At 65.2% G+C, this 21,176-nt stretch carries 19 protein-coding genes and 2 riboswitches; of the genes, 18 read left to right on the top strand and 1 reads right to left on the bottom strand.

The genetic code is table 11. The features are described from left to right. The first annotated feature begins 4 nt into the window (after window positions 1–4). The 11 genes from EWH12_RS09335 to cobJ all read left to right on the top strand — a co-directional run bounded on the left by EWH12_RS09335 (window position 5) and on the right by cobJ (window position 14,708). Window positions 5–1,048: a DUF7146 domain-containing protein gene (locus EWH12_RS09335; RefSeq protein ID WP_129926379.1), complete on the top strand. Its 1,044-nt coding sequence runs from the start codon at window positions 5–7 to the stop codon at window positions 1,046–1,048. A 319-nt stretch (window positions 1,049–1,367) separates the two neighbouring features. Next, a complete protein-coding gene (locus EWH12_RS09330) occupies window positions 1,368–2,303 on the top strand; it encodes a DUF2493 domain-containing protein (protein WP_129926378.1) in 936 nt (311 codons plus the stop codon). 258 nt (window positions 2,304–2,561) lie between these two features. After that, a riboswitch (cobalamin riboswitch) is annotated at window positions 2,562–2,797 on the top strand. 134 nt (window positions 2,798–2,931) lie between these two features. Beyond that, complete coding sequence (locus EWH12_RS09325) at window positions 2,932–5,007, top strand: TonB-dependent receptor (protein ID WP_066673514.1); 2,076 nt, start codon at window positions 2,932–2,934, stop codon at window positions 5,005–5,007. Window positions 5,008–5,088: 81 nt separating this feature from the next. Next, complete coding sequence (locus tag EWH12_RS09320) at window positions 5,089–6,135, top strand: HoxN/HupN/NixA family nickel/cobalt transporter (RefSeq protein WP_066653898.1); 1,047 nt, start codon at window positions 5,089–5,091, stop codon at window positions 6,133–6,135. 79 nt (window positions 6,136–6,214) lie between these two features. Then, window positions 6,215–6,646, top strand: a complete 432-nt coding sequence (locus tag EWH12_RS09315) for a hypothetical protein (RefSeq protein ID WP_129926376.1) — start codon at window positions 6,215–6,217, stop codon at window positions 6,644–6,646. Window positions 6,647–6,675: 29 nt separating this feature from the next. After that, a riboswitch (cobalamin riboswitch) is annotated at window positions 6,676–6,903 on the top strand. A gap of 182 nt (window positions 6,904–7,085) precedes the next feature. Then, on the top strand, window positions 7,086–8,123 hold the full coding sequence (cobW, locus tag EWH12_RS09310) for a cobalamin biosynthesis protein CobW (protein WP_066653895.1): 1,038 nt from the start codon (window positions 7,086–7,088) through the stop codon (window positions 8,121–8,123). A 10-nt stretch (window positions 8,124–8,133) separates the two neighbouring features. After that, window positions 8,134–11,418, top strand: a complete 3,285-nt coding sequence (gene cobN / locus EWH12_RS09305; RefSeq protein WP_073977029.1) for a cobaltochelatase subunit CobN — start codon at window positions 8,134–8,136, stop codon at window positions 11,416–11,418. Continuing rightward, window positions 11,415–12,560 (top strand): cobalamin biosynthesis protein CobG, encoded by a 1,146-nt coding sequence (locus tag EWH12_RS09300; RefSeq protein WP_066653805.1) that lies wholly within the window; start codon window positions 11,415–11,417, stop codon window positions 12,558–12,560. Before cobN ends, EWH12_RS09300 begins: the two co-directional genes overlap by 4 nt. After that, on the top strand, window positions 12,560–13,189 hold the full coding sequence (locus EWH12_RS09295) for a precorrin-8X methylmutase (protein ID WP_066653804.1): 630 nt from the start codon (window positions 12,560–12,562) through the stop codon (window positions 13,187–13,189). The genes EWH12_RS09300 and EWH12_RS09295 overlap by 1 nt, the downstream gene beginning before the upstream one ends. After that, complete coding sequence (gene cobI / locus EWH12_RS09290; protein ID WP_053556447.1) at window positions 13,186–13,923, top strand: precorrin-2 C(20)-methyltransferase; 738 nt, start codon at window positions 13,186–13,188, stop codon at window positions 13,921–13,923. Before EWH12_RS09295 ends, cobI begins: the two co-directional genes overlap by 4 nt. Window positions 13,924–13,934: 11 nt before the next feature. Next, a complete protein-coding gene (cobJ, locus tag EWH12_RS09285; protein WP_124810533.1) occupies window positions 13,935–14,708 on the top strand; it encodes a precorrin-3B C(17)-methyltransferase in 774 nt (257 codons plus the stop codon). On the opposite strand, the gene EWH12_RS09280 is transcribed toward cobJ, so the two are convergent. Next, window positions 14,672–15,433, bottom strand: coding sequence for a cobalt-precorrin-6A reductase (locus tag EWH12_RS09280; RefSeq protein WP_066653801.1), 762 nt, complete (start codon window positions 15,431–15,433; stop codon window positions 14,672–14,674). The genes cobJ and EWH12_RS09280 overlap by 37 nt on opposite strands. On the opposite strand from EWH12_RS09280, the gene EWH12_RS09275 reads away from it, so the two are divergent. From EWH12_RS09275 to bluB, 7 genes are read left to right on the top strand one after another with little or no spacing between them, the layout of a single operon-like run. After that, window positions 15,432–16,640, top strand: coding sequence for a bifunctional cobalt-precorrin-7 (C(5))-methyltransferase/cobalt-precorrin-6B (C(15))-methyltransferase (locus EWH12_RS09275; protein WP_066673515.1), 1,209 nt, complete (start codon window positions 15,432–15,434; stop codon window positions 16,638–16,640). The genes EWH12_RS09280 and EWH12_RS09275 overlap by 2 nt on opposite strands. After that, on the top strand, window positions 16,637–17,017 hold the full coding sequence (locus EWH12_RS09270; RefSeq protein WP_066653889.1) for a cobalamin biosynthesis protein: 381 nt from the start codon (window positions 16,637–16,639) through the stop codon (window positions 17,015–17,017). Before EWH12_RS09275 ends, EWH12_RS09270 begins: the two co-directional genes overlap by 4 nt. After that, window positions 17,014–17,799 carry a precorrin-4 C(11)-methyltransferase gene (cobM, locus tag EWH12_RS09265; protein WP_066653796.1) on the top strand — a complete coding sequence of 262 codons (786 nt, stop codon included), beginning with the start codon at window positions 17,014–17,016 and terminating at the stop codon, window positions 17,797–17,799. The genes EWH12_RS09270 and cobM overlap by 4 nt, the downstream gene beginning before the upstream one ends. After that, window positions 17,796–19,130 carry a cobyrinic acid a,c-diamide synthase CobB gene (locus EWH12_RS09260; RefSeq protein ID WP_066653794.1) on the top strand — a complete coding sequence of 445 codons (1,335 nt, stop codon included), beginning with the start codon at window positions 17,796–17,798 and terminating at the stop codon, window positions 19,128–19,130. Before cobM ends, EWH12_RS09260 begins: the two co-directional genes overlap by 4 nt. Continuing rightward, the gene (gene cobF, locus EWH12_RS09255; protein WP_066653792.1) at window positions 19,127–19,906 is read left to right on the top strand and encodes a precorrin-6A synthase (deacetylating); all 780 of its coding nucleotides are present in this window, start codon (window positions 19,127–19,129) and stop codon (window positions 19,904–19,906) included. The genes EWH12_RS09260 and cobF overlap by 4 nt, the downstream gene beginning before the upstream one ends. Beyond that, window positions 19,896–20,522, top strand: coding sequence for a cob(I)yrinic acid a,c-diamide adenosyltransferase (gene cobO / locus EWH12_RS09250; RefSeq protein WP_066653789.1), 627 nt, complete (start codon window positions 19,896–19,898; stop codon window positions 20,520–20,522). The genes cobF and cobO overlap by 11 nt, the downstream gene beginning before the upstream one ends. 14 nt (window positions 20,523–20,536) lie before the next feature. Then, entirely contained in the window at window positions 20,537–21,166 is a 630-nt protein-coding gene (gene bluB / locus EWH12_RS09245; protein WP_124810531.1) for a 5,6-dimethylbenzimidazole synthase, read from the top strand. Window positions 21,167–21,176 lie beyond the last annotated feature (10 nt).

Below are 21,176 nucleotides of genomic sequence, written 5' to 3'. Positions count from 1 at the left end.
CCGCATGGACAGTCCCGCCACCGAAATCGCCCGCCGCCTTGCCGCCTCAGCCGAGGCGGTCTGCCGTCGTTACCTGTCCAATGGCCGCCGTGAAGGCCGCTACTGGCTGGTCGGCGATGTCCGTAATTCGCCGGGTCGCAGTCTTTACGTCAGATTGTCGGCCACGGCTGAGAGCCGGGGAGGCGCGGGCAAATGGACAGACGCGCAAAGCGGCGACCATGGTGATCTTCTCGACATCATCGCCGCAAGTTGCGCCCACCGGACCATGCGCGAGACACTTGATGAAGCCCGCCAATTCCTGAGCCTGCCGCCGCCACCGGAAACCACGCCGCGCAACCCGACCATACGCAAGGCGCCGACCGGCACATCAGAAGCGGCACGGCGCCTATGGGCCGCTTCAAAGCCGATCACGAACAGCATCGCAGCGCGTTATCTTGGTCGCCGGTCGATCACGGATCTGTCCGGCATAGATCAACTGCGTTTCCATCCGCGCTGCTACTATCGGCCTGCTGAAGATGATGTCCCCGGAGTGCGGGAGGCATGGCCAGCCATGATCGCTGCAGTCACCGACAATGAGGGCACTATCACGGGGGTTCACCGCACCTGGCTTGATCCACAATCCCACGACAAAGCCGCTGTCGCATATCCACGACGCGCCATGGGGCACTTGCTCGGCTCGGGCGTCCGGTTCGGCAAAGCGGACGGTGTCATGGTTGCCGGTGAAGGCCTCGAAACTCTCCTGTCGTTGCGGCAGGTGATGCCATCCATGCCCATGATCGCAGGACTATCGGCCGCCCACCTCGCTGCCATCCAGTTCCCTGCTGCGCTGCGCTGCCTCTATGTCGCGCGCGATGATGATCCCGCCGGGGCAACGGCATTGTCGACCTTGATCGAGCGCTGCGAGCCGTTGGGCATTGCGGTCATACCGCTTGAACCCCGACTCGACGATTTCAACAGCGACCTTACCGCCTATGGCCACGAGCGGTTGGCAGCGGCCATTCGGGTGCAGCTCAGCGTCGCCGATGCCGTGCAGTTTCTCAAACGATGAGCGAAGCTGGCCGGTAAGCGGGGGGTTTTCCGGGGCAGTGGGGCGCATGGCCACCTCTCCCAGTCCTTGAAGGTCGCCACGCCCTCGGCCTTCGGGAGGGGGCGACTGCGGCAGCGAACACGGGCACCGCAATGGCTACGCTGCGGCTATTTTCCGCCGGGGCTGCGCCCCTTTGCATCGCGAAACAAAATTGCCTTGCTTCGCCATCCTCCGCTGGCGCTCCGGCCGCGCGGTTCCGCTCGGTGCAGGCCCATGCCCGCCGCCGCTGGTCGTCGCCACGAAGGCCGCGAGAGGCGCGGCTCAGGACACGGAGACCATCATGGCAAGCGCCCCAGATCTTCCCCTTGAAGACACCACCCCCGAACTCGGCTCAACCGCCTATCTCCTTCAGGAAATGCAGCTCTACGGCTATCGGCCCTTCGAGGACGAACCCGATGGCAGGCCGTTACCCGACGCTCGCCTTGCCGGTGGCGCAGTTGCCGACATGTTCGACGGGCTAGTCTCGGCCTTGATCGACACCCGCATTGAACCCGATCTCGAAGACCTGCTCTGGAACCTCGTCAACATCTTCCACCGCGCCGGCGAGCGGGTCGAACGCGATCTTGACGACAATGAACAGGCGCAAAAACGCCTTCAGCGCGAACAGGATGGCAGCGAAGTGCGCTCGGTCGAACTTGAGCGCCAGATCGCCGAGGGAATCTCACTCATCGAACGCCGCGACACGATGGAATTCTTCCGCGAAGCCGCCGCCGATCAATTCCGCATCCACGCCCGCAAGGCCTGGACGCCCCGCACCGGATCCCGCGTCAACCGCAAGGCCATGACCTCAGCCATCATCGACAGCCGCGATTTCCTCAACAAACGCGCCAGAGAGAATGCTCGTGTGTTGTTGCCCGAAGGCACCCGCATTGCCTTCACAGGTGGCCCCGATTGCAACGATCACTCGGCGATCTGGGATGTCCTCGACCGGGTTCATGGGCGTCATGCCGACATGGTCCTGTTGCATGGAGCAACGCCCACCGGTGCCGAACGCGCCGCCGCTTGCTGGGCCGATACGCGCCGAGTTCCACAAGTCGCCTTCCGGCCTGACTGGAACCGACACAAGAAGGCCGCTCCGTTCAAGCGCAACGACCGTATGCTCGAAGCTCTGCCAGTAGGTCTGGTCGTATTTCCGGGCACCGGCATCCAAGACAATTTGGCTGACAAGGCGCGCAAGATGGGCATTCCGCTCTGGGACTTCCGCGAGAAGCGGTGAGACCGTCAAACTCATGCAAACCAATTTGAGCATTGTCGGCTGCCGACCACTTCCGGTCGTACAGGAGTCCGATGGCCAACGATAGGTTCAGTGAAAACCCGCCATTCAAATCGAGTGCGCGCGGTTGGTGCGCTCTGGCCGTGCCAATGGCAATGGTGGCGCGGGATGCAGTAATCGTTGATTCAATCCCTGCTCCAAGCGTTATTGGCTTTTCCGATCACTTCAGTTAGACGAGGGATCGAGAACCGGATCATTCCGGCTTTCATTGATCGCGCCGGTGCCCCCCGCAAGGGGCTTAATCGGGAATGCGGTGCGGAAGCTTGCTTCCAAATCCGTGGCTGTCTCTGCAACTGTAAGCGGATAGCGCGATGTACATCGCTCCTCATTTGAAGGGGCAGCCACTGGGCCGGACGCTAAATCATGCGAGGTCTGGGAAGGCGTGCATCAAGCTGTGACCCGTGAGCCAGGAGACCTGCCGGCGTCTGGTCGCTCTTGCCTTGGTCCAGAGGATGGCTGCGGCACGGTGAACTCCGTCTGAGCGACGAACGAGCGGCTGGGGTCGCATCGGAGACGTGCGTCGGCCACCCATGGCGTCCGGTCGCCGCGCGTGTCGCCCGTTCGCGCGGGTATGCCCCGGCCACGTCGCAAGACGCCGGGGGACTATTTCGTGATCAAGACCATTACTACCAGCAGCGCACTTCCGCTGATCTGTATCGGAACACCGGCCTTTGCCGAAACCTCTGAAAAGGGATCGCAAACAAGCGCGGATGCAGTCGTGGCAGGCAACGACATTGTGGTTTTCGGTCGCGGTGAGGCCATGATCGGCACTGCCAAATCAGCGAGCGAAGGAAGCGTCGGAGGGGCCGATCTCCTCGTGCGGCCCCTTCTCCGCGTGGCCGAACTGCTGGAAGCGGTGCCGGGGCTGGTTGCAGCCCAGCATTCGGGGAGCGGCAAAGCCAACCAGTATTTCCTGCGCGGTTTCAACCTCGACCATGGGTCTGACTTCAGTACTTATATCGATGATGTGCAGATGAACTTTCGTACCCACGGACATGGTCATGGCTATCTCGACCTCAACGGGCTCATTCCGGAGATCGTGGGCCGGGAGGATTTTCGTAAAGGGCCCTACCGCGCCGATGGCGGTGATTTCGCTCTGGCGGGAGCAGCCTATATGACGACCATCAAGGGTTATGACCGGCCATGGGCATCGGCCGAGGCTGGATCATATGGTTGGCGCCGCGTCGCTGCGGGCGGAACATTGCACGACCTGGGTGCTGGAGACCTCACGCTTGTCGCCCAGGCCAAGACCTATGACGGACCGTGGCAGGAACCTGAACGTCTGCGCCACTACTCGGGGTTCGCGAAATATAGGATGCCGACCGGTGCGGGCACATTGGAGGCATCTCTCCATGCCTACCGGGCGACATGGCACCCAACCGAGCAAATCCCCGAGCGCATTATCGGCACGGCGTTGTGTGCGGATGTGTTCTGCTCTCCAGATCCTTCCGCGCGGGGTGAGACGACGCGCCTGGTGGCTAACATCGCGGTCAAGCAACCGACATGGCGCGCCAATGTCTATGCCCAGTTTTATGACTGGTCGATGTTCTCGAACCCCACTTACACCGATCCGGATAGCACAAGCGCGCAGATCAAGCAGTTCGACCGGCGTTGGGTCCTCGGGCTGTCCGCACAAAAACATTGGGAAATCGCTGACAGTCTGGCTGTGAGCCTTGGCACCGAAAACAGATACGACGCCGTCGGGAATGTTGGTGTCGATCGAACGGCTGCCCGCGCATTTCTTGCGTCACTCGGGCACTACCGGGTCGGGGAATTGTCTTCCGCGCTCTACGGCGAAGTCGCTTGGAAACCCTTGGCGGGACTGCGTGTGACAGGTGGTCTTCGCGGGGACTATTATCACTATTCCGTGCGTGCACGAGATTCTGTTGCGGCGTCGCTGGGCGAAGGCAGTGGCTCAGCGTCGATTCTCTCTCCCAAGGCGTCAATCGCCTATCAGGTTACGCCGCATCTTGAACTCTACGCCAACTGGGGCCGTGGATTCCATTCCAATGATGTTCGGGGTGCGGTCAACAGGGACACGCCTGTTCCCGTTCTGGTTCGCGGCATTGGCAAGGAACTGGGAGGACGCATTCAATTCTCAGGGGTCACGTTAACCGCGACTTACTGGTGGCTGCATGTCGGCAGCGAACTTCGTTTCATTGGCGATTCCAATGCTGTTGAACCGTCGGGTGCCAGTGGGCGTCATGGCTATGAAATCGTCGCCTTCTGGCGGCCGTTCCCTTGGCTTGCGCTTGATGGAAACTATACCGCCAGCCATGCGCGCTTCGACAATGGCGATCACATCCCCAATGCATTCGAGAACGCGGCTTCAGCAGGTGCCGCCATCATTCTTGATCCCTGGGAAGCCAGCATTCGGGTGCGCCACCTTGGACCTTCTCCGCTTGTCGAGGACAACAGTGTCCGGGATCGGGGCAGCACGGTCATGAATGCCCGGGCCGCGTGGAAGGGCAAGAAGGTCGAGATATTTGGAGAAGTGCTGAACATCTTCGACAGCCGAGACAAGGACATCGCCTATTATTACGAGTCCTACATCCCCGCCTTTGATGCAGGTGCTCCGGTGGAAGGCCGGTTGAGCCGCGTGGTCGAGCCTCGAACTGTGAGGATTGGCGCAAAGGTCAATTTCTAGCGAAATCCCTTGATGGGCGGCGCTGCGGCACGTCTGCGGCACCGTCCTTCGTTTGTTCATTCCTCAATCGCCGAGCCAATCATGCCCCTCACGAAGACACTGCCGTCCCTGTCTCTGCGCCGACGAATTGGTGCCTTGTTTGCCGGATTGATCGCCGCCAACATTGGCGTCTGGGTCTGGGCATTCAGCCTGTTTCATGCACAGCCGTTGATGCTCGGCACCGCCGTGCTTGCCTGGGGGCTGGGCCTGCGTCACGCGGTTGATGCCGATCATATTGCGGCGATCGACAATGTGACCCGCAAGCTGATGCAGGACGGGCAGCGTCCGGTTTCGGTCGGATTCTGGTTCGCGATCGGGCATTCCGGAATCATTGCCATAGCATCGATCATCATTGCGGTGACGGCCAGCGCGCTGTCGCAGTTTGGCGCTTTCAAGGAAATCGGTGGCGTGATTGCAACCGTGATTTCCGCGCTTTTCCTGTTCACGATCGCCGGCATGAACCTGGTCATCCTGCGCTCTGTCTGGCGGACTTTTGCCCATGCTCGTGCAGGCGGCAGCTATGCCGAGGACGATCTTGATCTGCTATTGGGTGGGCGCGGTCTGCTTTCCAGACTGTTCAGGCCGATGTTCCGCCTCGTGAACAAAAGCTGGCATATGGCCCCGCTGGGGTTTCTGTTCGGGCTTGGGTTCGATACAGCAACCGAAGTTGCCATTCTGGGCATGTCGGCCAGCCAGGCCGCCGATGGCCTGTCGATCGGGACAATCCTGGTCCTGCCCGCCCTGTTCGCGGTCGGTATGGCCCTCATCGATACGGCGGACGGCGTGGTGATGCTGGGCGCTTATGAATGGGCCTTCGTGAAGCCGATCCGCAAGCTCTACTACAACATCACCATTACCCTGATCTCGGCCATCGTGGCGATTGTCATTGGTGGAATCGAAACGCTGGCCCTGATTGGCGACAAGCTGGCCCTTACGGGTAGGCCATGGCGGGTCGCCGCTGAACTGGGCGAAAATTTCAATGGTCTGGGCTTCGCCATCATCGGTCTTTTCGTGTTCTGCTGGCTGGCGAGTTACGCGATCTATCGCTGGAAGCGGTTCGATGAAATCGAGGTTTCGGTCGTTGCCTGACCGTCACTGCGTGGATCGTTGCGTCATACTCAGCCACGATGACCAGTCCTGCACCGTCTCAATCGATCTTGATGTCCGAATGCCGCTCGGGCTTCGCGTACATCACGGCGAGCGCGACGCGGCGATCCGGATGCTGATGGCTCGTTCCAACGGAACATTCGTTAAATCCAGAAAAAGTTGTGTCTTTGATCCGAATTCAAGGCAGGCTGCGGAAGATCTCGTCGATGCCATACGGAAACGGCTTTTCCGGATAGCGTGCAAGCCTGTCAGTCAACGGCAGGTCGAGGATATTCTCTGCATCACGTCCCGCGAGCGAACACGGTGGGCCAAGGACGGCCGCTTGGCCCTATCGGGGGCTTCCAGGATCAGAAAAGGCGTAACCGAAATAACGCTCTGGACTTATCCCTGCGATGCGATCGAGCGCCTGGCAGCCAACCCATCCGAGATAAGGCGATGGCGTAAAGAGGATGAAGCAACAACTTCAATTGGCTTGGCTGGCATTTTCGTCTAGAGCGCGCGGCGAAGGACCGGGGCAACCCGCCCTTCAATGATCGCGCCGGTGCCCCGCAAGGGGCTTAATCGGGAATGCGGTGCGGGAGCTTGCTCCCAAATCCGTGGCTGTCCCTGCAACTGTAAGCGGATAGCGCGATGCACATGCTCCTGAACACAGGAGCTGCCACTGGACAGCGCTTTGGCGCAAAGTCTGGGAAGGCGTGCATCAAGCTGTGACCCGCGAGCCAGGAGACCTGCCGGCGCACCGGTCGCTCTTGCCTGATCCAGGGGATGGTCACGGCACGGTAACTCTCCGTCTGAGCGACGAAGCTGTGCGGCTGGGGCTGCACGGCCGCGTGGTAACGGGTGCTTCATCGCGCCTGCCCGTTGCGATGCGCCGACCGGACTTGTCCGGCAAGCCCCGCCGTTTGTCGCTCTGGCGCGCGGAGGAATTGCTTGTGGCCGACCTGTCAAAGGTGCCTGTCACCATCATTACGGGCTTTCTGGGCGCGGGGAAAACCACGCTCATCAGCCATTTGATCCGCAATGCGGGCGGGCGCAGGCTGGCGGTGGTGGTCAACGAATTCGGCTCGCTGGGCGTGGATGGCCAGATTCTGGAATCTTGCGCCATTCCGGATTGCCCGGCGGAAAACATCGTAGAACTGGCCAATGGCTGCATCTGCTGCACCGTGGCGGATGACTTCATCCCCACGGTGGAAAAGCTGCTGGCGCTTGATCCGCGCCCGGATCACATCCTGATCGAGACATCGGGTCTGGCCTTGCCCAAGCCGCTGCTCAAGGCGTTTGACTGGCCCGCGATTCGTAGCCGGATCACCGTGGACGGTGTGCTGGCGCTGGCCGATGCCGAAGCGGTGGCGGCAGGCCGGTTCGCGCCCGATGTGGCCGCGCTTGACGCCCAGCGCGCCGCCGATCCCAGCATCGATCATGAGACGCCGCTTTCGGAAGTGTTCGAGGACCAGCTTGCCTGCGCCGACATGATTCTGCTGACCAAGGTTGATCTGGCAGGTCCGGAAGGTGTCGCCGCAGCGCGCGCGATCATCGCGGCGGAGCTTAGTCGCCCGGTTCCGGTGATCGAACTGACCGAAGGCGTGGTCGATCCGCGCGTGGTTCTGGGCCTTGATGCCGCTGCCGAGGACGACATCGCCGCGCGCCCATCGCACCATGATGGAGATGACGACCACGAGCACGACGACTTTGACAGCACCGTCATCGCATGGGGCGAGATCGCCGATCCGGCAGTGCTTGTGGCGCGGATCGAAACGCTGGCGCGCGATCACCATATCCTGCGCGTGAAGGGCTATGCCGCCGTTGCGGGCAAGCCGATGCGGCTGCTGGTGCAGGCGGTAGGCGCGCGGGTGCGCCACCAGTACGACCGCCCGTGGCGGCCTGACGAGCCGCGCCGCACCACGCTGGTCGCCATTGCCGAGCACGATCATGTCGATGCAGACGCCATTCGCGCGGTGCTGCTGGCGTAAGGCGCGGGCCATGCACGTCATTTTCCGCGAAACGCACGGGATGGAGGAAACCGCCGTCCCGCAGGATCTGGGGCAAGAGCCTGCGGATCTGGTGGTCCTGTCCTTTTCGGACAGCGACCTGGGCGCATTCGCGGCGGCATGGCATCAGGCCCGCGCGGGCGATGTGGCGTTCCCTTCGCTGCGGCTCGCCAATCTGGCGGCGCTGATGCATCCGCTGTCGGTCGACACGTATGTCGAGCGGACACTTTCGGGTGCAAAGGCGATCCTGATCCGGCTGATCGGCGGCACGCCCTATTGGAGCTACGGGCTGCAACAGGTCGAGGCGCTGGCCCGGTCGCGCGGCATCGCCCTGGCCGTGCTGCCCGGCGACGGCTGGGAGGACGCGCGGCTGGATGCGGTTTCGACCGTGCCGGTGCCTGCATTGCGCGAACTTGCGCAGTGGTGCGATGCTGGCGGTGCAGGGGCGGCGCAGGCGGCGCTTGCCGCGCTGTCGCAGCTGGCGGGGCTGATTGATGCCCCCGCCCGGACATGCGATCCGCTGCCGATGGCGGGAGGCTGGCATCCCGGCTTTGGCGTGGTCGATCCTGAAGCCTTTGTGCGCGATCCGGCAAGGCCGCTGGTCCTGATCGTGTTCTATCGTTCTTACCTGACCGCCCACGATCTGGACCCGTTTGCCGCCCTGCATACCGCGTTCGAGCAGCGCGGTTTCGATGCATTGTCGATCTTCGTCCCCTCGCTGAAAGCCCCGCAGGTGCGCGAACAGGTGGACCGCTGGGTGCGCGGACTTGGCCCGGTAGCGATCATCAACGCTACCGCTTTTTCCGCGCGGGGCGAGGACGGCGCCACCCCGCTTGATGGCGCGGGCGTTCCCGTGTTTCAGCTGGCGCTGGCCACGTCCGGGCGCGCGGGATGGGCGGCGGCGTCGCGCGGGCTTTCCCCCGCAGACATTGCCATGCATGTGGTGCTGCCCGAAATTGACGGGCGGGTGTTTGCAGGCATCGCCAGCTTCAAGGAGGCGGGGACGCGCGATCCCGCGCTTGGCTTTGCCCGTACCATCCATCGCGCCGATGCCGGCCGGATCGAAGCGATCACCGCGCGGGTAGCGGGCTGGATCGCACTTGCCCAAACGCCGGTTGCCGAGCGGCGGGTTGCGCTGGTCCTGTCGACTTATCCCGGCAAGGCATACCAGATCGCCCACGCCGTGGGGCTGGATGCGCTGGCTTCTGCCGAGGCGATCCTGGCCGATCTGGCCGAGGCGGGATATGCCACTGACGCGCAGGCCGGACTGGCAGCGCTCCTTGAATGCACACATCAGCACTGGCCGCTGGCAGAGTACCGCAAGGCGTTGGCAGCACTGCCCGATACCCTGCGCGCTGAACTTTTCGCCGCATGGGGCGAGCCGGAAGCCGATGCTGCCGCCGCCGATGGCGCGTTCCGTTTTGCCGCGCTGCCCATCGGCAACGCGCTGGTAGCCTTGCAGCCCGAACGCGGCGAGCGCGCCCATCGCGACGGCGACTATCACGACCTGTCCCGCTGCCCGCGCCATGGCTATGTGGCGTTCTACCTGTGGCTGCGCCAGCGAAGCGTGGACGCGCTGGTGCATGTCGGCGCACATGGCACACTGGAATGGCTGCCGGGCAAATCAGTCGCGCTGTCCGATGCTTGCTGGCCCGAGGCGCTGACCGGCGCGATGCCGGTGATCTATCCGTTCATCGTCAACGATCCCGGCGAAGCGGCGCAGGCCAAGCGCCGGATCAGCGCGGTTACGATCGGGCACGTTCCCCCGCCACTGGTGCAAACGCAAAGCGGTGCGGGGCTGGCCCGGATCGAGGCGCTGCTGGATGAATTCTCCAACGCTGGCGGGCTGGACCCGGCCCGCCGCGACCGTCTGCAAGTGAACATCCGCGACGAAGCGCGCGTGCTGGGACTTGAGGCGGAACTGGGCCTTGATGACGCGGCCACGCTGGTCGAGGCGATCACCCGGATCGACCGCTTCGTTTGCGATGTAAAGGACAGCCAGTTCGGTGGCGGGCTGCATGTGTTCGGGCGGGGAGATCAGGGCGCAGCCGAGCGGGCCGGATTGCTGGCGGCACTCGACGGACGCCGCGTTCCGCCCGGTCCCTCCGGCTCCCCCTTTCGCGGGCGCAGCGATGTGCTGCCAACCGGGCGAAACCTTTATGCGATAGACCCGCGCGCCGTGCCTTCACGCGCGGCCCATGCCCAAGGGGTGACACTGGCAGAGGAGCTGATCCGGCGGCATCTGCAGGATCACGGCGATTATCCGCGCGGGCTGGTGCTCGATCTGTGGGGATCGGCCACGATGCGCACGGCGGGCGAGGAATTCGCCATGGCGCTGCACCTGCTGGGCGCAAAGCCGCTGTGGGACACCGCGTCCGAACGGGTAACAGGCATCGAAATCCTGCCGCTGGCGCTGCTGGACCGGCCGCGTATCGATGTGACGTTGCGGATTTCCGGCCTGTTCCGCGATGCCTTTCCTGCGCTGCCGATACTGTTTGGCCAAGCGGTGCGCGCGCTGTGTTTGCGCGATGAACCGGCGGACTGGAACCCGTTTGCAGGGCAGGCTGCGGCACCGCGCGTCTATGGCCCGGCCCCCGGCAGCTATGGACTGGGTCTTGGCGATGCAGCCGAGGTCTATACTGAAGCGGCCCGGCGCGCTGCTGGTGAGGCATGGCTGGCGGCATCGGACCATGCGTTTGACGCAGCCTCCGATGCGATCGGAACCTTTGCCGATCCTGACGGCCTGCGCCAGCGTGTTGAAGGAGCGGACGCCTTTGTCCATCTTCAGGACTTGCCCGAAACCGATCTGCTGCTGGCCGCCGATTATGCCGCGCACGAGGCGGGCTTTGCCGCTGCCAAGGCGCTGATCGGTGGTTCGGCGGCGCTCTACCACCTCGACAATCGCGATCCGGGGCGCACCGTTGCGCGCACCCTGACCGAAGAGATCGCCCGCGTGGTCCGCGCCCGCGCGGCGCACCCAGGCTGGGTGGCGGGCATGATGCGGCACGGCTTTCGCGGGGGGGCAGAACTGGCCGCGACGCTGGACCATATGGGTGCCTTTGCGCACCTTTCAGGCAGCGTACCGCCGCATCTGTTCGACCTTTATCACGACGCGACACTGGGCCAGACCGATGTTCGCGCATTTCTTGAACGCGAGAATCCGGCTGCGCTGGCGGCGATGGAAGCCCGCTTTGCCGCGCTCCATGCCGCCGGGCTGTGGCAGACCCGGCGCAATTCCATCCTCGCCAGCCTGCCAAGGCTTGAGGACAGGGCATGAGCAGTTTTGCGGTGAAGGGCTGGTGCCCCGATGCCTGGCACCCGATGATGGCGGGCGACGGGCTGCTGGTGCGGGTAAAGCCTCGGCTTGGCCGCCTGACGCGGGCGCAAGTGCTGGGCCTGTGCGATGCCGCCGTGGTGCACGGCAATGGCCTGATCGACATGACCGCCCGCGCCAATCTCCAGCTTCGCGGGGTGCCTGAAACTGGCTGGCAGGCGCTGCTCGACCGGTTGCTTGTGCTGGATCTGGTGGACCCTGACCCTGTCATCGAACAGCGGCGCAACATTCTGGTCGCGCCGGATTGGCGCGCCGGTGATGACAGCCACCGCATTGCGGGCGCATTGCTGACCCGGCTGGATGAGTTGCCCGATCTGCCCGGTAAAGTGTGCTTTGCCATCGATGCCGGTCAGACCTGCATTCTGGGTGGCGAGGCGGGCGATTTCCGCATTGAGCGCGGCGGCGATGGCGGTCTGATCCTGCGCGCCGATGGCCGCGCCACCGGTATGGCGGTTGCTGCTGGCAGGGAAGTGGACGCGCTGATCGCGCTCGCCCACTGGTTTGCGGCCAGCGGCGGCGCGAAAGCGGGGCGCATGGCGCGACACCGGCTGGTCCTGCCCGAATGGGCCTGTGGCGACATTCTGCCCGCGCCGTCGGCTGCTTGCATCGTGCCGGGCCTTCATGATCTGGGCCTCCGTGATGGGAGTTGGGCCTATGGCTTGCCGTTTGGCCGGATAGAGGCGCGGATACTGGCCGTGATGGTGGAAGCATCGCCCGCCGCAGCGGTGCGGATCACGCCGTGGCGTGTGCTGCTGGTGGAAGGCGCGCCTGCCGTTTGCGCCGGTGGGCTGATCGATAATCCTGCCGACCCGCTGCTGCATGTCGATGCTTGCCCCGGCGCGCCCTGCTGCCCGCAGGCCTCGGTTGAAACCCGCGATCTTGCCCGCCGCCTTGCACCGCATGTCGCCGGGCGGCTGCATGTTTCGGGCTGTGCCAAGGGCTGCGCCCGCCAGCGCGCCGCCGATGTCACGCTGACCGGCCGCGATGGCCTGTTCGATCTTTCCCTGAACGCACCCGCCGGTGCGTTGCCAGTTCGCTCTGCGCTCAGCCCAGCCGAGCTTCTCGCCCATTTCGGAGCCGCTTGATGCCCCATATCTATGAAACCGATGGCGCGGCCATCTATCGCCAGTCTTTCGCCACGATCCGCGCCGAAGCCGATCTGGCGCCCTTTTCCGCTGATGAGGAACCGGTGGCGGTGCGCATGATCCACGCCGCCGGGATGGTGGACCTTGCCGCGCATATCCGCTTCTCACCCGGCTTTGCCAGTGCGGCGCGGGCGGCGCTGGCCGCTGGCGCGCCGGTGCTGTGCGATGCGCGGATGGTGTCCGAAGGGATCACCCGTGCGCGGCTGCCTGCTGATAATCAGATCATCTGCACCCTGAATGCGCCGCAAGTGCCCGACATGGCGCGGGCAATGGGTAACACCCGCTCTGCCGCCGCACTGGAACTGTGGCGGCCGCATCTGGCAGGCGCGGTGGTGGCCATCGGCAACGCGCCAACCGCGCTGTTCCATCTGCTGAATATGCTGGAAGATCCCGATTGCCCGCGCCCTGCGGCGATCATCGGCTGTCCGGTGGGCTTTGTCGGCGCGGCCGAATCCAAGGCCGCGTTATGGGCCGCGCCGCCGGTGCCGTGCTGCATCGTTGAAGGGCGGCTGGGCGGCAGCGCGATCACGGTTGCTGCGATCAACGCTTTGGCGAGCGGCAACGAATGAGCGCGGCCCTTTCCTGCGGGACGATCCACGGCGTGGGTTTGGGTCCGGGTGCGCCCGATCTGTTGAGCGTTCGCACCGACCGGCTGGTGCGCGGCGCCCGCCACGTGGCCTATTTCCGCAAGGCCGGGCGGCCGGGTCAGGCGCGGCGGATTGTTGAAGGAATGCTCCGCCCCGACGTGATCGAAATCCCGATGGAATATCCGGTGACGACCGAGATTCCGTTATCCGACCCGCGCTACAACGACTGTCTTTCCGCTTTCTATGCCGAATGCACGCAGCGATTGGTCATGCTGGCGCAGGCAGGCGAAGACGTGGTCGTGCTGTGTGAGGGCGATCCGTTTTTCTACGGTTCGTTCATGCATTTGCACACCCGGCTGGCGGGCACGGTTCCGGTGGCAGTGGTGCCGGGTATCACCGGCATGGCCGGGGCGTGGAACGCAACCGGCATCCCGATCACCTGGGGCGACGATGTGCTGACCATCGCGATGGCGACCCTGCCCGAGGATGAACTGGTGCGACGCATCCGCGATACAGATGCGCTGGTGGTGATGAAGATCGGGCGCAACCTGCCCAAACTGCGCCGCGCGGTGGCCGCTGCCGGGCGCGAGGATGCGGCATGGCTGGTCGAACATGCCGCCATGCCAGGTCAGCGGGTCACGCGGCTGATCGAGGCCGAAACGGTCACGCCCTATTTCTCGATCCTGCTGATTCACGGCCAGGGGCGCCGGCCATGAGTGCCGGGGCCATGAGCGGCTGGCTGGCCATCGCCGGTCTAGGGCCGGGCGACGAGGCGCTGATTACGCCCGAAGTCACCGCCGCTCTGGCCGGGGCAAGCGATGTCATCGGCTATATTCCCTATGTCGCCCGGATCGCCCCGCGCGCCGGGCTGACACTGCATCCGTCCGATAACCGGGTGGAGCTGGCCCGGGCCGCCCATGCGCTGGACCTCGCGGCGCAGGGGCGGCGCGTGGTGGTGGTATCATCGGGCGATCCGGGCGTTTTCGCGATGGCCGCCGCCGTGTTCGAGGCGCTGGAGGCAGGCCCGGCCCACTGGCGCGATCTCGACATCCGGGTGCTGCCCGGCATCACCGCGATGCTGGTCGCCAGCGCGCGGGCGGGGGCGCCGCTGGGTCATGATTTTTGCGCGATCAACCTGTCGGACAATCTCAAGCCGTGGAATTTGATCGAAAAACGGTTGCGGCTGGCGGCAGAGGCGGACTTTGCCATGGCCTTCTACAACCCGAGGTCAAAAGCCCGGCCCGAAGGTTTCGAACGTGTACTGGACCTGCTGCGCGAAGTGTGCGGCCCGGATCGCCCGATCCTGTTCGCCCGCGCCGTATCGACGCCGGACGAGCAATTGCGGATCGTACCGCTGGGTCAGGCCCGTGCAGACATGGCCGACATGCGGACCATGGTGATCGTCGGATCAAGCCTGACGCGGATCATCGAACGCCCAAGTGCGCGAAAGCCTAGCCCCATCCTCTATACGCCCCGCTCGGCCTTGGGTTCGGCATCATGACCCAGCCACACCAGCACATCTTCAGGGCGATAGCATTCGGCCCGGTCCGGAACGACGGGGCGATCAATCATCAGGACCGGCAAGCCCAGATACCGCGCCGCGATCAGCTTGGCCTCAGCGCCTTGCCCGCCAGCGTTCTTGCACACCACCAGATCGATGGCGTGCGCCTCCATCAATGCGCTGTCGCCTGTTGCGGTGAACGGCCCGCGATCGACGATCAGGGTGTGATGGGGCAAGCCCGGCGGCTGGTCTGGCGCATCGACAAAGCGCAACAGATAATGATGCTGCGGCTGGGCAGCGAAGGCTGCCACATGCATCCGGCCCAGCGCCAGCATGATGCGGCGGGTCGGGCCTGCCAGCGCTGCCACCGCACCGTCGATGCTGGCAACGCGGGTCCAGCGGTCTCCGGCGACCGATTGCCACGCCCGGCGGGTCAGCGCTACATGAGGCACTCCGGCCAGACGGGCCGCCTCCACGGCATGGCTGCTCATCGTTGCGGCAAAGGGGTGGGTCGCGTCCACCAGATGAGTCACGCGGTGGTGGCGCAGATAATCGGCCAGCCCCGCCACACCGCCGAACCCGCCGACACGCACCGGCACCGGTTGAGCGCGGGGGTTTTCGGTCCGTCCGGCATAGCTGAGCGTCGTCGCAATGCCCCGCGCGCCAAGCAGGCGGGCAAGCGCGCTGGCCTCTGTCGTGCCGCCCAGCAGGAGGACGTTGGGCATGGCTGATATGGCTCCTGAAGCGTGGTTGACGATCATCGGCATTGGCGAGGACGGGCCGGACGGCCTTTCCGCCGCCGCCGGCACGGCGCTGGCGCAGGCCGGACTGGTCATGGGACCGGCACGGCACCTGTCGCTGCTGCCCGCGATTACCTGTACCATGATCGAATGGCCAGTACCCTTTGCCGATGGCATTGCCCTGCTGATGCAACATCGCGGGCAGCGGGTGGTGATGCTGGCATCGGGCGATCCGTTCTGGTTCGGGGCGGGAAGCAGTGTGGCGAGCCTGCTTGATCCGGGCGAATGGGTTGCGATCCCCGCGCCTTCCACCTTCACGCTGGCGGTTGCGCGGCTGGGCTGGCCGGTTCAGGATGTGGCCTGTCTTGGCCTCCATGCCGCGCCGTTAGATCGGCTCAAGCCCCACCTGGCACCAGGGCGGCGCGTCATTGCACTGTTGCGCGATGGCGCGGCGGTGGCCGCGCTGGCGGACTATCTGACCGGCCAAGGCTTTGGCGCGTCAGCGTTGCATGTGATGGAAGCGCTGGGCGGGCCGCGCGAACGGGTTCGCACCGCGCGCGCCGAGGGGCTGTCTTTCACCGACATCGCCCATCCGGTAGCGGCCGGGATCGAGTGTGCCGGGCATGGCCCGTCCTTGCCGCTGACGGCGGGCCGACCGGATCACTGGTTTGCGTCCGACGGGCAGTTGACCAAGCGTCCGGTACGCGCGCTGACGCTATCGGCGCTGGCCCCGTGTGCGGGTGAGCTGCTGTGGGATATTGGCGCGGGATCGGGATCGATCGGGATCGAATGGCTGCTGGCCCACCCGGCCAACCGGGCCTGCGCGATAGAGGCGGATCCGGTGCGCGCGGACCGTGTGCGGGCCAACGCCGCTGCGCTGGGCGTTGACCGGCTGAAGGTGGTCGTCGGGACGGTGCCGGATACCTTGCCACCGGGACCATCGCCCGATGCGGTGTTCATCGGCGGTGGATTGTCCGATGCTTTGCTGGACGCGCTGTGGGCGCGTTTGCCCGCCGGAACGCGGCTGGTAGCCAATGCGGTGACGCTGGAATCAGAAGCGCTGCTTGCCCGGTGGCATGGCCAGACGGGCGGGAGCCTCCTGCGCATCGAACTGGCCGACGCCGCGCCGCTGGGCAGCCGCCACGGCTGGCGCGCGCGCTATCCGGTGGTGCAATGGAGCGCGGTGCTGTGATTGTCGCGGGCTTCGGCTTTCGGTCGGGCGTCAGCCTGTGTTCGCTGCGCGCCGCGTTCGCGCTGGCGGGGCAGGGGCAGCCGCCGGTCACCCATCTGGCTGCGGCGCATGACAAGCTTGCGGCGCTGGTGCCGCTGGCCGAAGTGCTGGACCTGCCGCTGATGGGCGTGGCGTCCGATGCACTGGCCGCCGTTTCCACCCCCACGCGCTCCATCGCCAGCCTGAACGCTCGTCACGTCGGCAGCGTTGCCGAAGCGTCCGCGCTTGCCGCTGCTGGCGCGGGTGCGCGCCTGCTGTCGCCGCGCCACATCTCCCCCGATCGCATGGCGACGTGCGCCATTGCTGCCAGCGTCAACCTTCAGGAAATCCCAACATGACCGTCCATTTCATCGGCGCCGGTCCCGGCGCGCCCGACCTTTTGACCTTGCGTGGACGCGACCTGATCGCAGAGTGCCCGGTGTGCCTTTATGCCGGGTCGCTGATCCCGGTGGCCGTGCTGGATCACTGCCCGCCGGGCGCGCGGATCGTGAACACCGCGCCGCTGGAATTGGACCAGATCATGGCCGAGATCGCCGCCGCCCACGCCGCTGGGCACGATGTGGCGCGGCTGCATTCGGGCGATCTTTCGGTCTGGTCGGCGATGGGCGAGCAATTGCGCCGCCTGCGCGCGCTGGACATTCCCTTTACCGTGACGCCCGGTGTCCCGGCGTTCGCCGCCGCCGCCGCTGCGCTGGAGGCAGAACTGACGCTGCCCGCGCTGTCGCAATCGCTGGTGCTGACCCGCACGCCGGGCCGCGCCAGCACCATGCCGCCCGCCGAAAGCCTGACCAATTTTGCCATGACCGGCGCGACGCTGGCCATTCACCTGTCGGTCCACAATCTGGCGCAAGTGGTGGCGGACCTGACGCCGGCCTATGGCGCAGATTGCCCCGTCACCGTGGTCTGGCGCGCCAGTTGGCCCGATCAGCGGATTGTCCGGGCCACGCTCGACACGATCGAGCAGGCCGTGGCGGGCAGTATGGAGCGCACCGCCTTGATCCTTGTCGGGCGGGTGCTGGCAGCACAGGATTTTGCCGAAAGCAGCCTTTACGCGCCCGGTTATGACCGCCGCTTTCGTCCGCAGGATGCCACGTCACGCTTTGCCGGTGCGGTCGAATGAGCGCGCGCCACCAGACTCCGGGATTGATGATCGCCGCCCCCGCATCGGGCACAGGCAAGACCACGGTGATGCTGGGCCTGCTGCGCGCCCTGACCGAAGACGGGCTGGCTGTGCAGCCGTTCAAGAGCGGGCCGGACTATATCGACCCCGCGTTTCACCGCGCGGCCAGTGGCAGGCCGTCGTTCAATCTCGATAGCTGGGCGATGGAGGACGATCTGATCGCTGGCATTGCGGCGCAGGTCGGGGGTGCGGACATGGTGCTGGCCGAAGGGTCGATGGGACTGTTTGACGGCGTGGCCAGCAAGGGTGCGTCGGGCAATGGTGCCAGCGCCGACATGGCGCGCCGGATGGGCTGGCCGATCGTGCTGGTGCTGGATGTGTCGGGGCAGGCGCAGTCCGCCGCCGCCACCGCGCTGGGGTTCAGCAGCCTTGATCCGGGGCTGCCATTTGCCGGGGTGATCCTGAACCGCGTGGCCAGTCCGCGCCATGAACGGCTGGTCCGCAAGGGGATTGAGGCGGTGGGCATCCCCGTGCTGGGCGCCCTGCCAAGGCGCGGCGACCTGACCCTGCCCGAACGCCATCTGGGGCTGGTTCAGGCGGTGGAGCATCCCGATCTTGATCGCGCGATTGCCGAGTTTGCAGCGTTCCTGCGCGCCCATGTCGATCTTGACGCTATTCGCCTTGCCGCTGGTGCCGCACCACAAGCCGACGGCGGCAAGCTGCCCGCCCCTCCGGCCCAGCGGATCGCCATGGCGCGCGATCCCGCCTTTTCGTTCGTCTACCCGCATCTGATCGAAGGCTGGCGGCGCGCCGGGGCGGAGATCCTGCCGTTTTCGCCACTGGCCGATCAGGCGCCCGCCGCCCATGCCGATCTGGTGTGGCTGCCTGGCGGCTATCCCGAATTGCACGCCGGGACCATCGCCGCCGCCACGACATTCCTGTCCGGCCTACGCCGCCATGCCGAAACGCGGCCCGTTCACGGCGAATGCGGCGGCTATATGGTGCTGGGGCAGGGGTTGATCGACAAGAGTGGTGAACGGCACCGGATGGCCGGGCTGCTGGGGCTGGTCACCAGCCATGCCCAGCGCAAGATGCACCTTGGCTATCGCCATGCCGAACTGCTGGTGCCGATATCGGGCCTTGCCGCCGGGACCAGACTGCGCGGGCACGAGTTCCACTATTCCACCATCGTTGAACAAAGCGACGCGCCGCTGGCGCTTGTGACCGATGCCGAAGGCGCGGCGGTGGCCGAAAGCGGATCGCATCGCGGCCATGTCACCGGCAGCTATTTCCACATGATCGCGCCCGCTTCGTGCCGAGAAGCCCAATGATCGACCTCCACCTGATCGGCATCGGCACGGGCAACCCCGATCACCTGACAGCGCAGGCCGTGGCGGCGATGAACCAAGCTGACCTGATCCTGTTGCCGCGCAAGGGGCAGGCCAAGTCCGACCTGATCGACCTGCGCCGGGAGATCTGCGCGCAGGTTCTGACGGGGCCAACGCGGATTGTGGAATTTGACCTGCCAGTAAGAGGTGGGCCAGTGCGCGGTAATGGGGCCACTTATCTGGATGACGTCAATGCCTGGCATGATGCCATCGCGGATGCGTGGCAGGCGCAGATCACCCAGCATTTGCCCGGTGGCGGCACACTGGCGCTGCTCGTCTGGGGCGACCCCTCGCTGTATGACAGCACCTTGCGCATTGCCGATCGGCTGAGCAGCGCGGGCGTTGAAATCACCGTGCGGGTGGTGCCGGGCATCACCAGCCTTCAGGCGTTGACCGCCGCCCATGCCATGCCGTTGAACCCGCTGGCCGGCCCGGTGACGATCACCACCGGGCGGCTGCTGCGCGCCCATGGCTGGCCTGCCGGAGCCGACACGATTGTCGTCATGCTCGATAGCGGCGGCGCGTTCGAGGGGCTGCAACCGCAAGGCATCACCATCTGGTGGGGCGCTTATCTGGGCATGGCGCACGAGGCGCTGGAACAGGGCCCCCTGGCGCAAGCCGGTCCCCGGATCGCGTTGCGCCGGGCGGAACTGCGCGCGCGCCATGGCTGGATCATGGATGTCTATCTCATGCGAAGGGAATTGGCCGATGGAACCTGAAAACCAAGTAGAAGTTGCAGGCGGCGATGCCCGCCACGCCGAAAAGATGCGCAAGAAGCAGACCGCGCAGGCCAAGATCATGGCCAGCAAGACCCGCGAACAGGGCCTGCTGATCGTCCACACCGGCAAGGGCAAGGGCAAAACCAGCGCGGCGCTGGGCATGGTGGTTCGCGCCATTGGCCACGGCATGAAAGTGGGGGTGGTCCAGTTCGTCAAAGGGGCGATGAAAACGGGTGAAAAGGCCGTGTTCGATGCCTTTCCGGACAATGTCGAATTCAAGCCGATGGGCGAGGGATTTACCTGGGACACACAGGACCGCACGCGCGATATCGCGGCCGCCCGCGCCGGCTGGGACGAGGTCAAGCGCATGATCGCCGACCCCAGCTATCACATGGTGCTGGCCGACGAACTGAACATCGTGCTGCGGTATGACTATCTGCCGGTCGATGAAGTGGTGGCGGTGCTGACCGCGCGCGATGCCATGAAGCATGTGATCGTTACGGGTCGCAACGCGCCCGACGCGCTGATCGAGGTGGCGGACCTTGTCACCGAGATGACCATGGTGAAGCACCCCTTCCGTTCGGGCGTGAAGGCGCAGGCGGGGATCGAATTCTGAGCGACGCCCCGCCTGTGTTCGACGCGGAATTTGCGGAGCAATTCACGCAATTGCTGCGCTGGCGGCGCGATGTGCGGCAATTCGATCGCCGCGCTGTGGCGGAAGCGGACATGCGCGCGCTGCTGGCCTGCGCCGCGCTGGCGCCATCGGTCGGCAATGCCCAGCCGTGGCGGTTCGTGCGCATACGGACGCCGGACATCTGCAAGGCGCTGGCCGCCCATGTCGACGGGCAAAGCGCCCATGCGGCAGAGCGTTATGCCGGGCAGGAGCGGCACGATCACTACTTGTCGCTCAAGCTGCACGGCCTGCGTGAGGCGCCCGAACTGATCGCGGTGTTCTGTGACGAACAGCCCGAGGCGGGGCACGGCCTTGGCATTGCCACCATGCCCGAAATGTTGCGCTATTCCTGCGTGCTGGCGATCCACAATCTGTGGCTGGCGGCACGGTTGCGCGGACTTGGCCTTGGCTGGGTGTCGATTGTCGATCCCCCGGCGGTCCATGCCCTGCTGGACGTTCCCGCCACCTGGTCGCTGATCGCGCTGCTGTGCATCGGCTACCCAGCCGATATTTCCGACACCCCCGAACTGGAACAGCGCGGCTGGCAGCCGCGTGAACCGTGGGCCGACCGGGTGTTCGAACGATGATTATCAATCA

Source organism: Sphingobium cupriresistens, assembly GCF_004152865.1.
GTDB lineage: Bacteria > Pseudomonadota > Alphaproteobacteria > Sphingomonadales > Sphingomonadaceae > Sphingobium > Sphingobium cupriresistens.
Note: the sequence above shows the minus strand (reverse complement) of the source record. Positions and strands in the feature narration are given on the sequence as shown.

What these genes read in the sequence shown, in the direction of transcription:
- cobO (WP_066653789.1), top strand. Translation starts at nt 19,896, where the DNA reads ATGGAACCTGAAAACCAAGTAGAAGTTGCAGGCGGCGATGCCCGCCAC.
- cobJ (WP_124810533.1), top strand. Translation starts at nt 13,935, where the DNA reads ATGAGCGGCTGGCTGGCCATCGCCGGTCTAGGGCCGGGCGACGAGGCG.
- cobM (WP_066653796.1), top strand. Translation starts at nt 17,014, where the DNA reads ATGACCGTCCATTTCATCGGCGCCGGTCCCGGCGCGCCCGACCTTTTG.
- EWH12_RS09330 (WP_129926378.1), top strand. Translation starts at nt 1,368, where the DNA reads ATGGCAAGCGCCCCAGATCTTCCCCTTGAAGACACCACCCCCGAACTC.
- EWH12_RS09320 (WP_066653898.1), top strand. Translation starts at nt 5,089, where the DNA reads ATGCCCCTCACGAAGACACTGCCGTCCCTGTCTCTGCGCCGACGAATT.
- EWH12_RS09295 (WP_066653804.1), top strand. Translation starts at nt 12,560, where the DNA reads ATGCCCCATATCTATGAAACCGATGGCGCGGCCATCTATCGCCAGTCT.
- cobI (WP_053556447.1), top strand. Translation starts at nt 13,186, where the DNA reads ATGAGCGCGGCCCTTTCCTGCGGGACGATCCACGGCGTGGGTTTGGGT.
- EWH12_RS09275 (WP_066673515.1), top strand. Translation starts at nt 15,432, where the DNA reads ATGGCTGATATGGCTCCTGAAGCGTGGTTGACGATCATCGGCATTGGC.
- EWH12_RS09315 (WP_129926376.1), top strand. Translation starts at nt 6,215, where the DNA reads ATGCCGCTCGGGCTTCGCGTACATCACGGCGAGCGCGACGCGGCGATC.
- EWH12_RS09300 (WP_066653805.1), top strand. Translation starts at nt 11,415, where the DNA reads ATGAGCAGTTTTGCGGTGAAGGGCTGGTGCCCCGATGCCTGGCACCCG.
- EWH12_RS09325 (WP_066673514.1), top strand. Translation starts at nt 2,932, where the DNA reads ATGCCCCGGCCACGTCGCAAGACGCCGGGGGACTATTTCGTGATCAAG.
- cobN (WP_073977029.1), top strand. Translation starts at nt 8,134, where the DNA reads ATGCACGTCATTTTCCGCGAAACGCACGGGATGGAGGAAACCGCCGTC.
- EWH12_RS09335 (WP_129926379.1), top strand. Translation starts at nt 5, where the DNA reads ATGGACAGTCCCGCCACCGAAATCGCCCGCCGCCTTGCCGCCTCAGCC.
- EWH12_RS09280 (WP_066653801.1), bottom strand. Translation starts at nt 15,433, where the DNA reads ATGCCCAACGTCCTCCTGCTGGGCGGCACGACAGAGGCCAGCGCGCTT.
- EWH12_RS09260 (WP_066653794.1), top strand. Translation starts at nt 17,796, where the DNA reads ATGAGCGCGCGCCACCAGACTCCGGGATTGATGATCGCCGCCCCCGCA.
- cobF (WP_066653792.1), top strand. Translation starts at nt 19,127, where the DNA reads ATGATCGACCTCCACCTGATCGGCATCGGCACGGGCAACCCCGATCAC.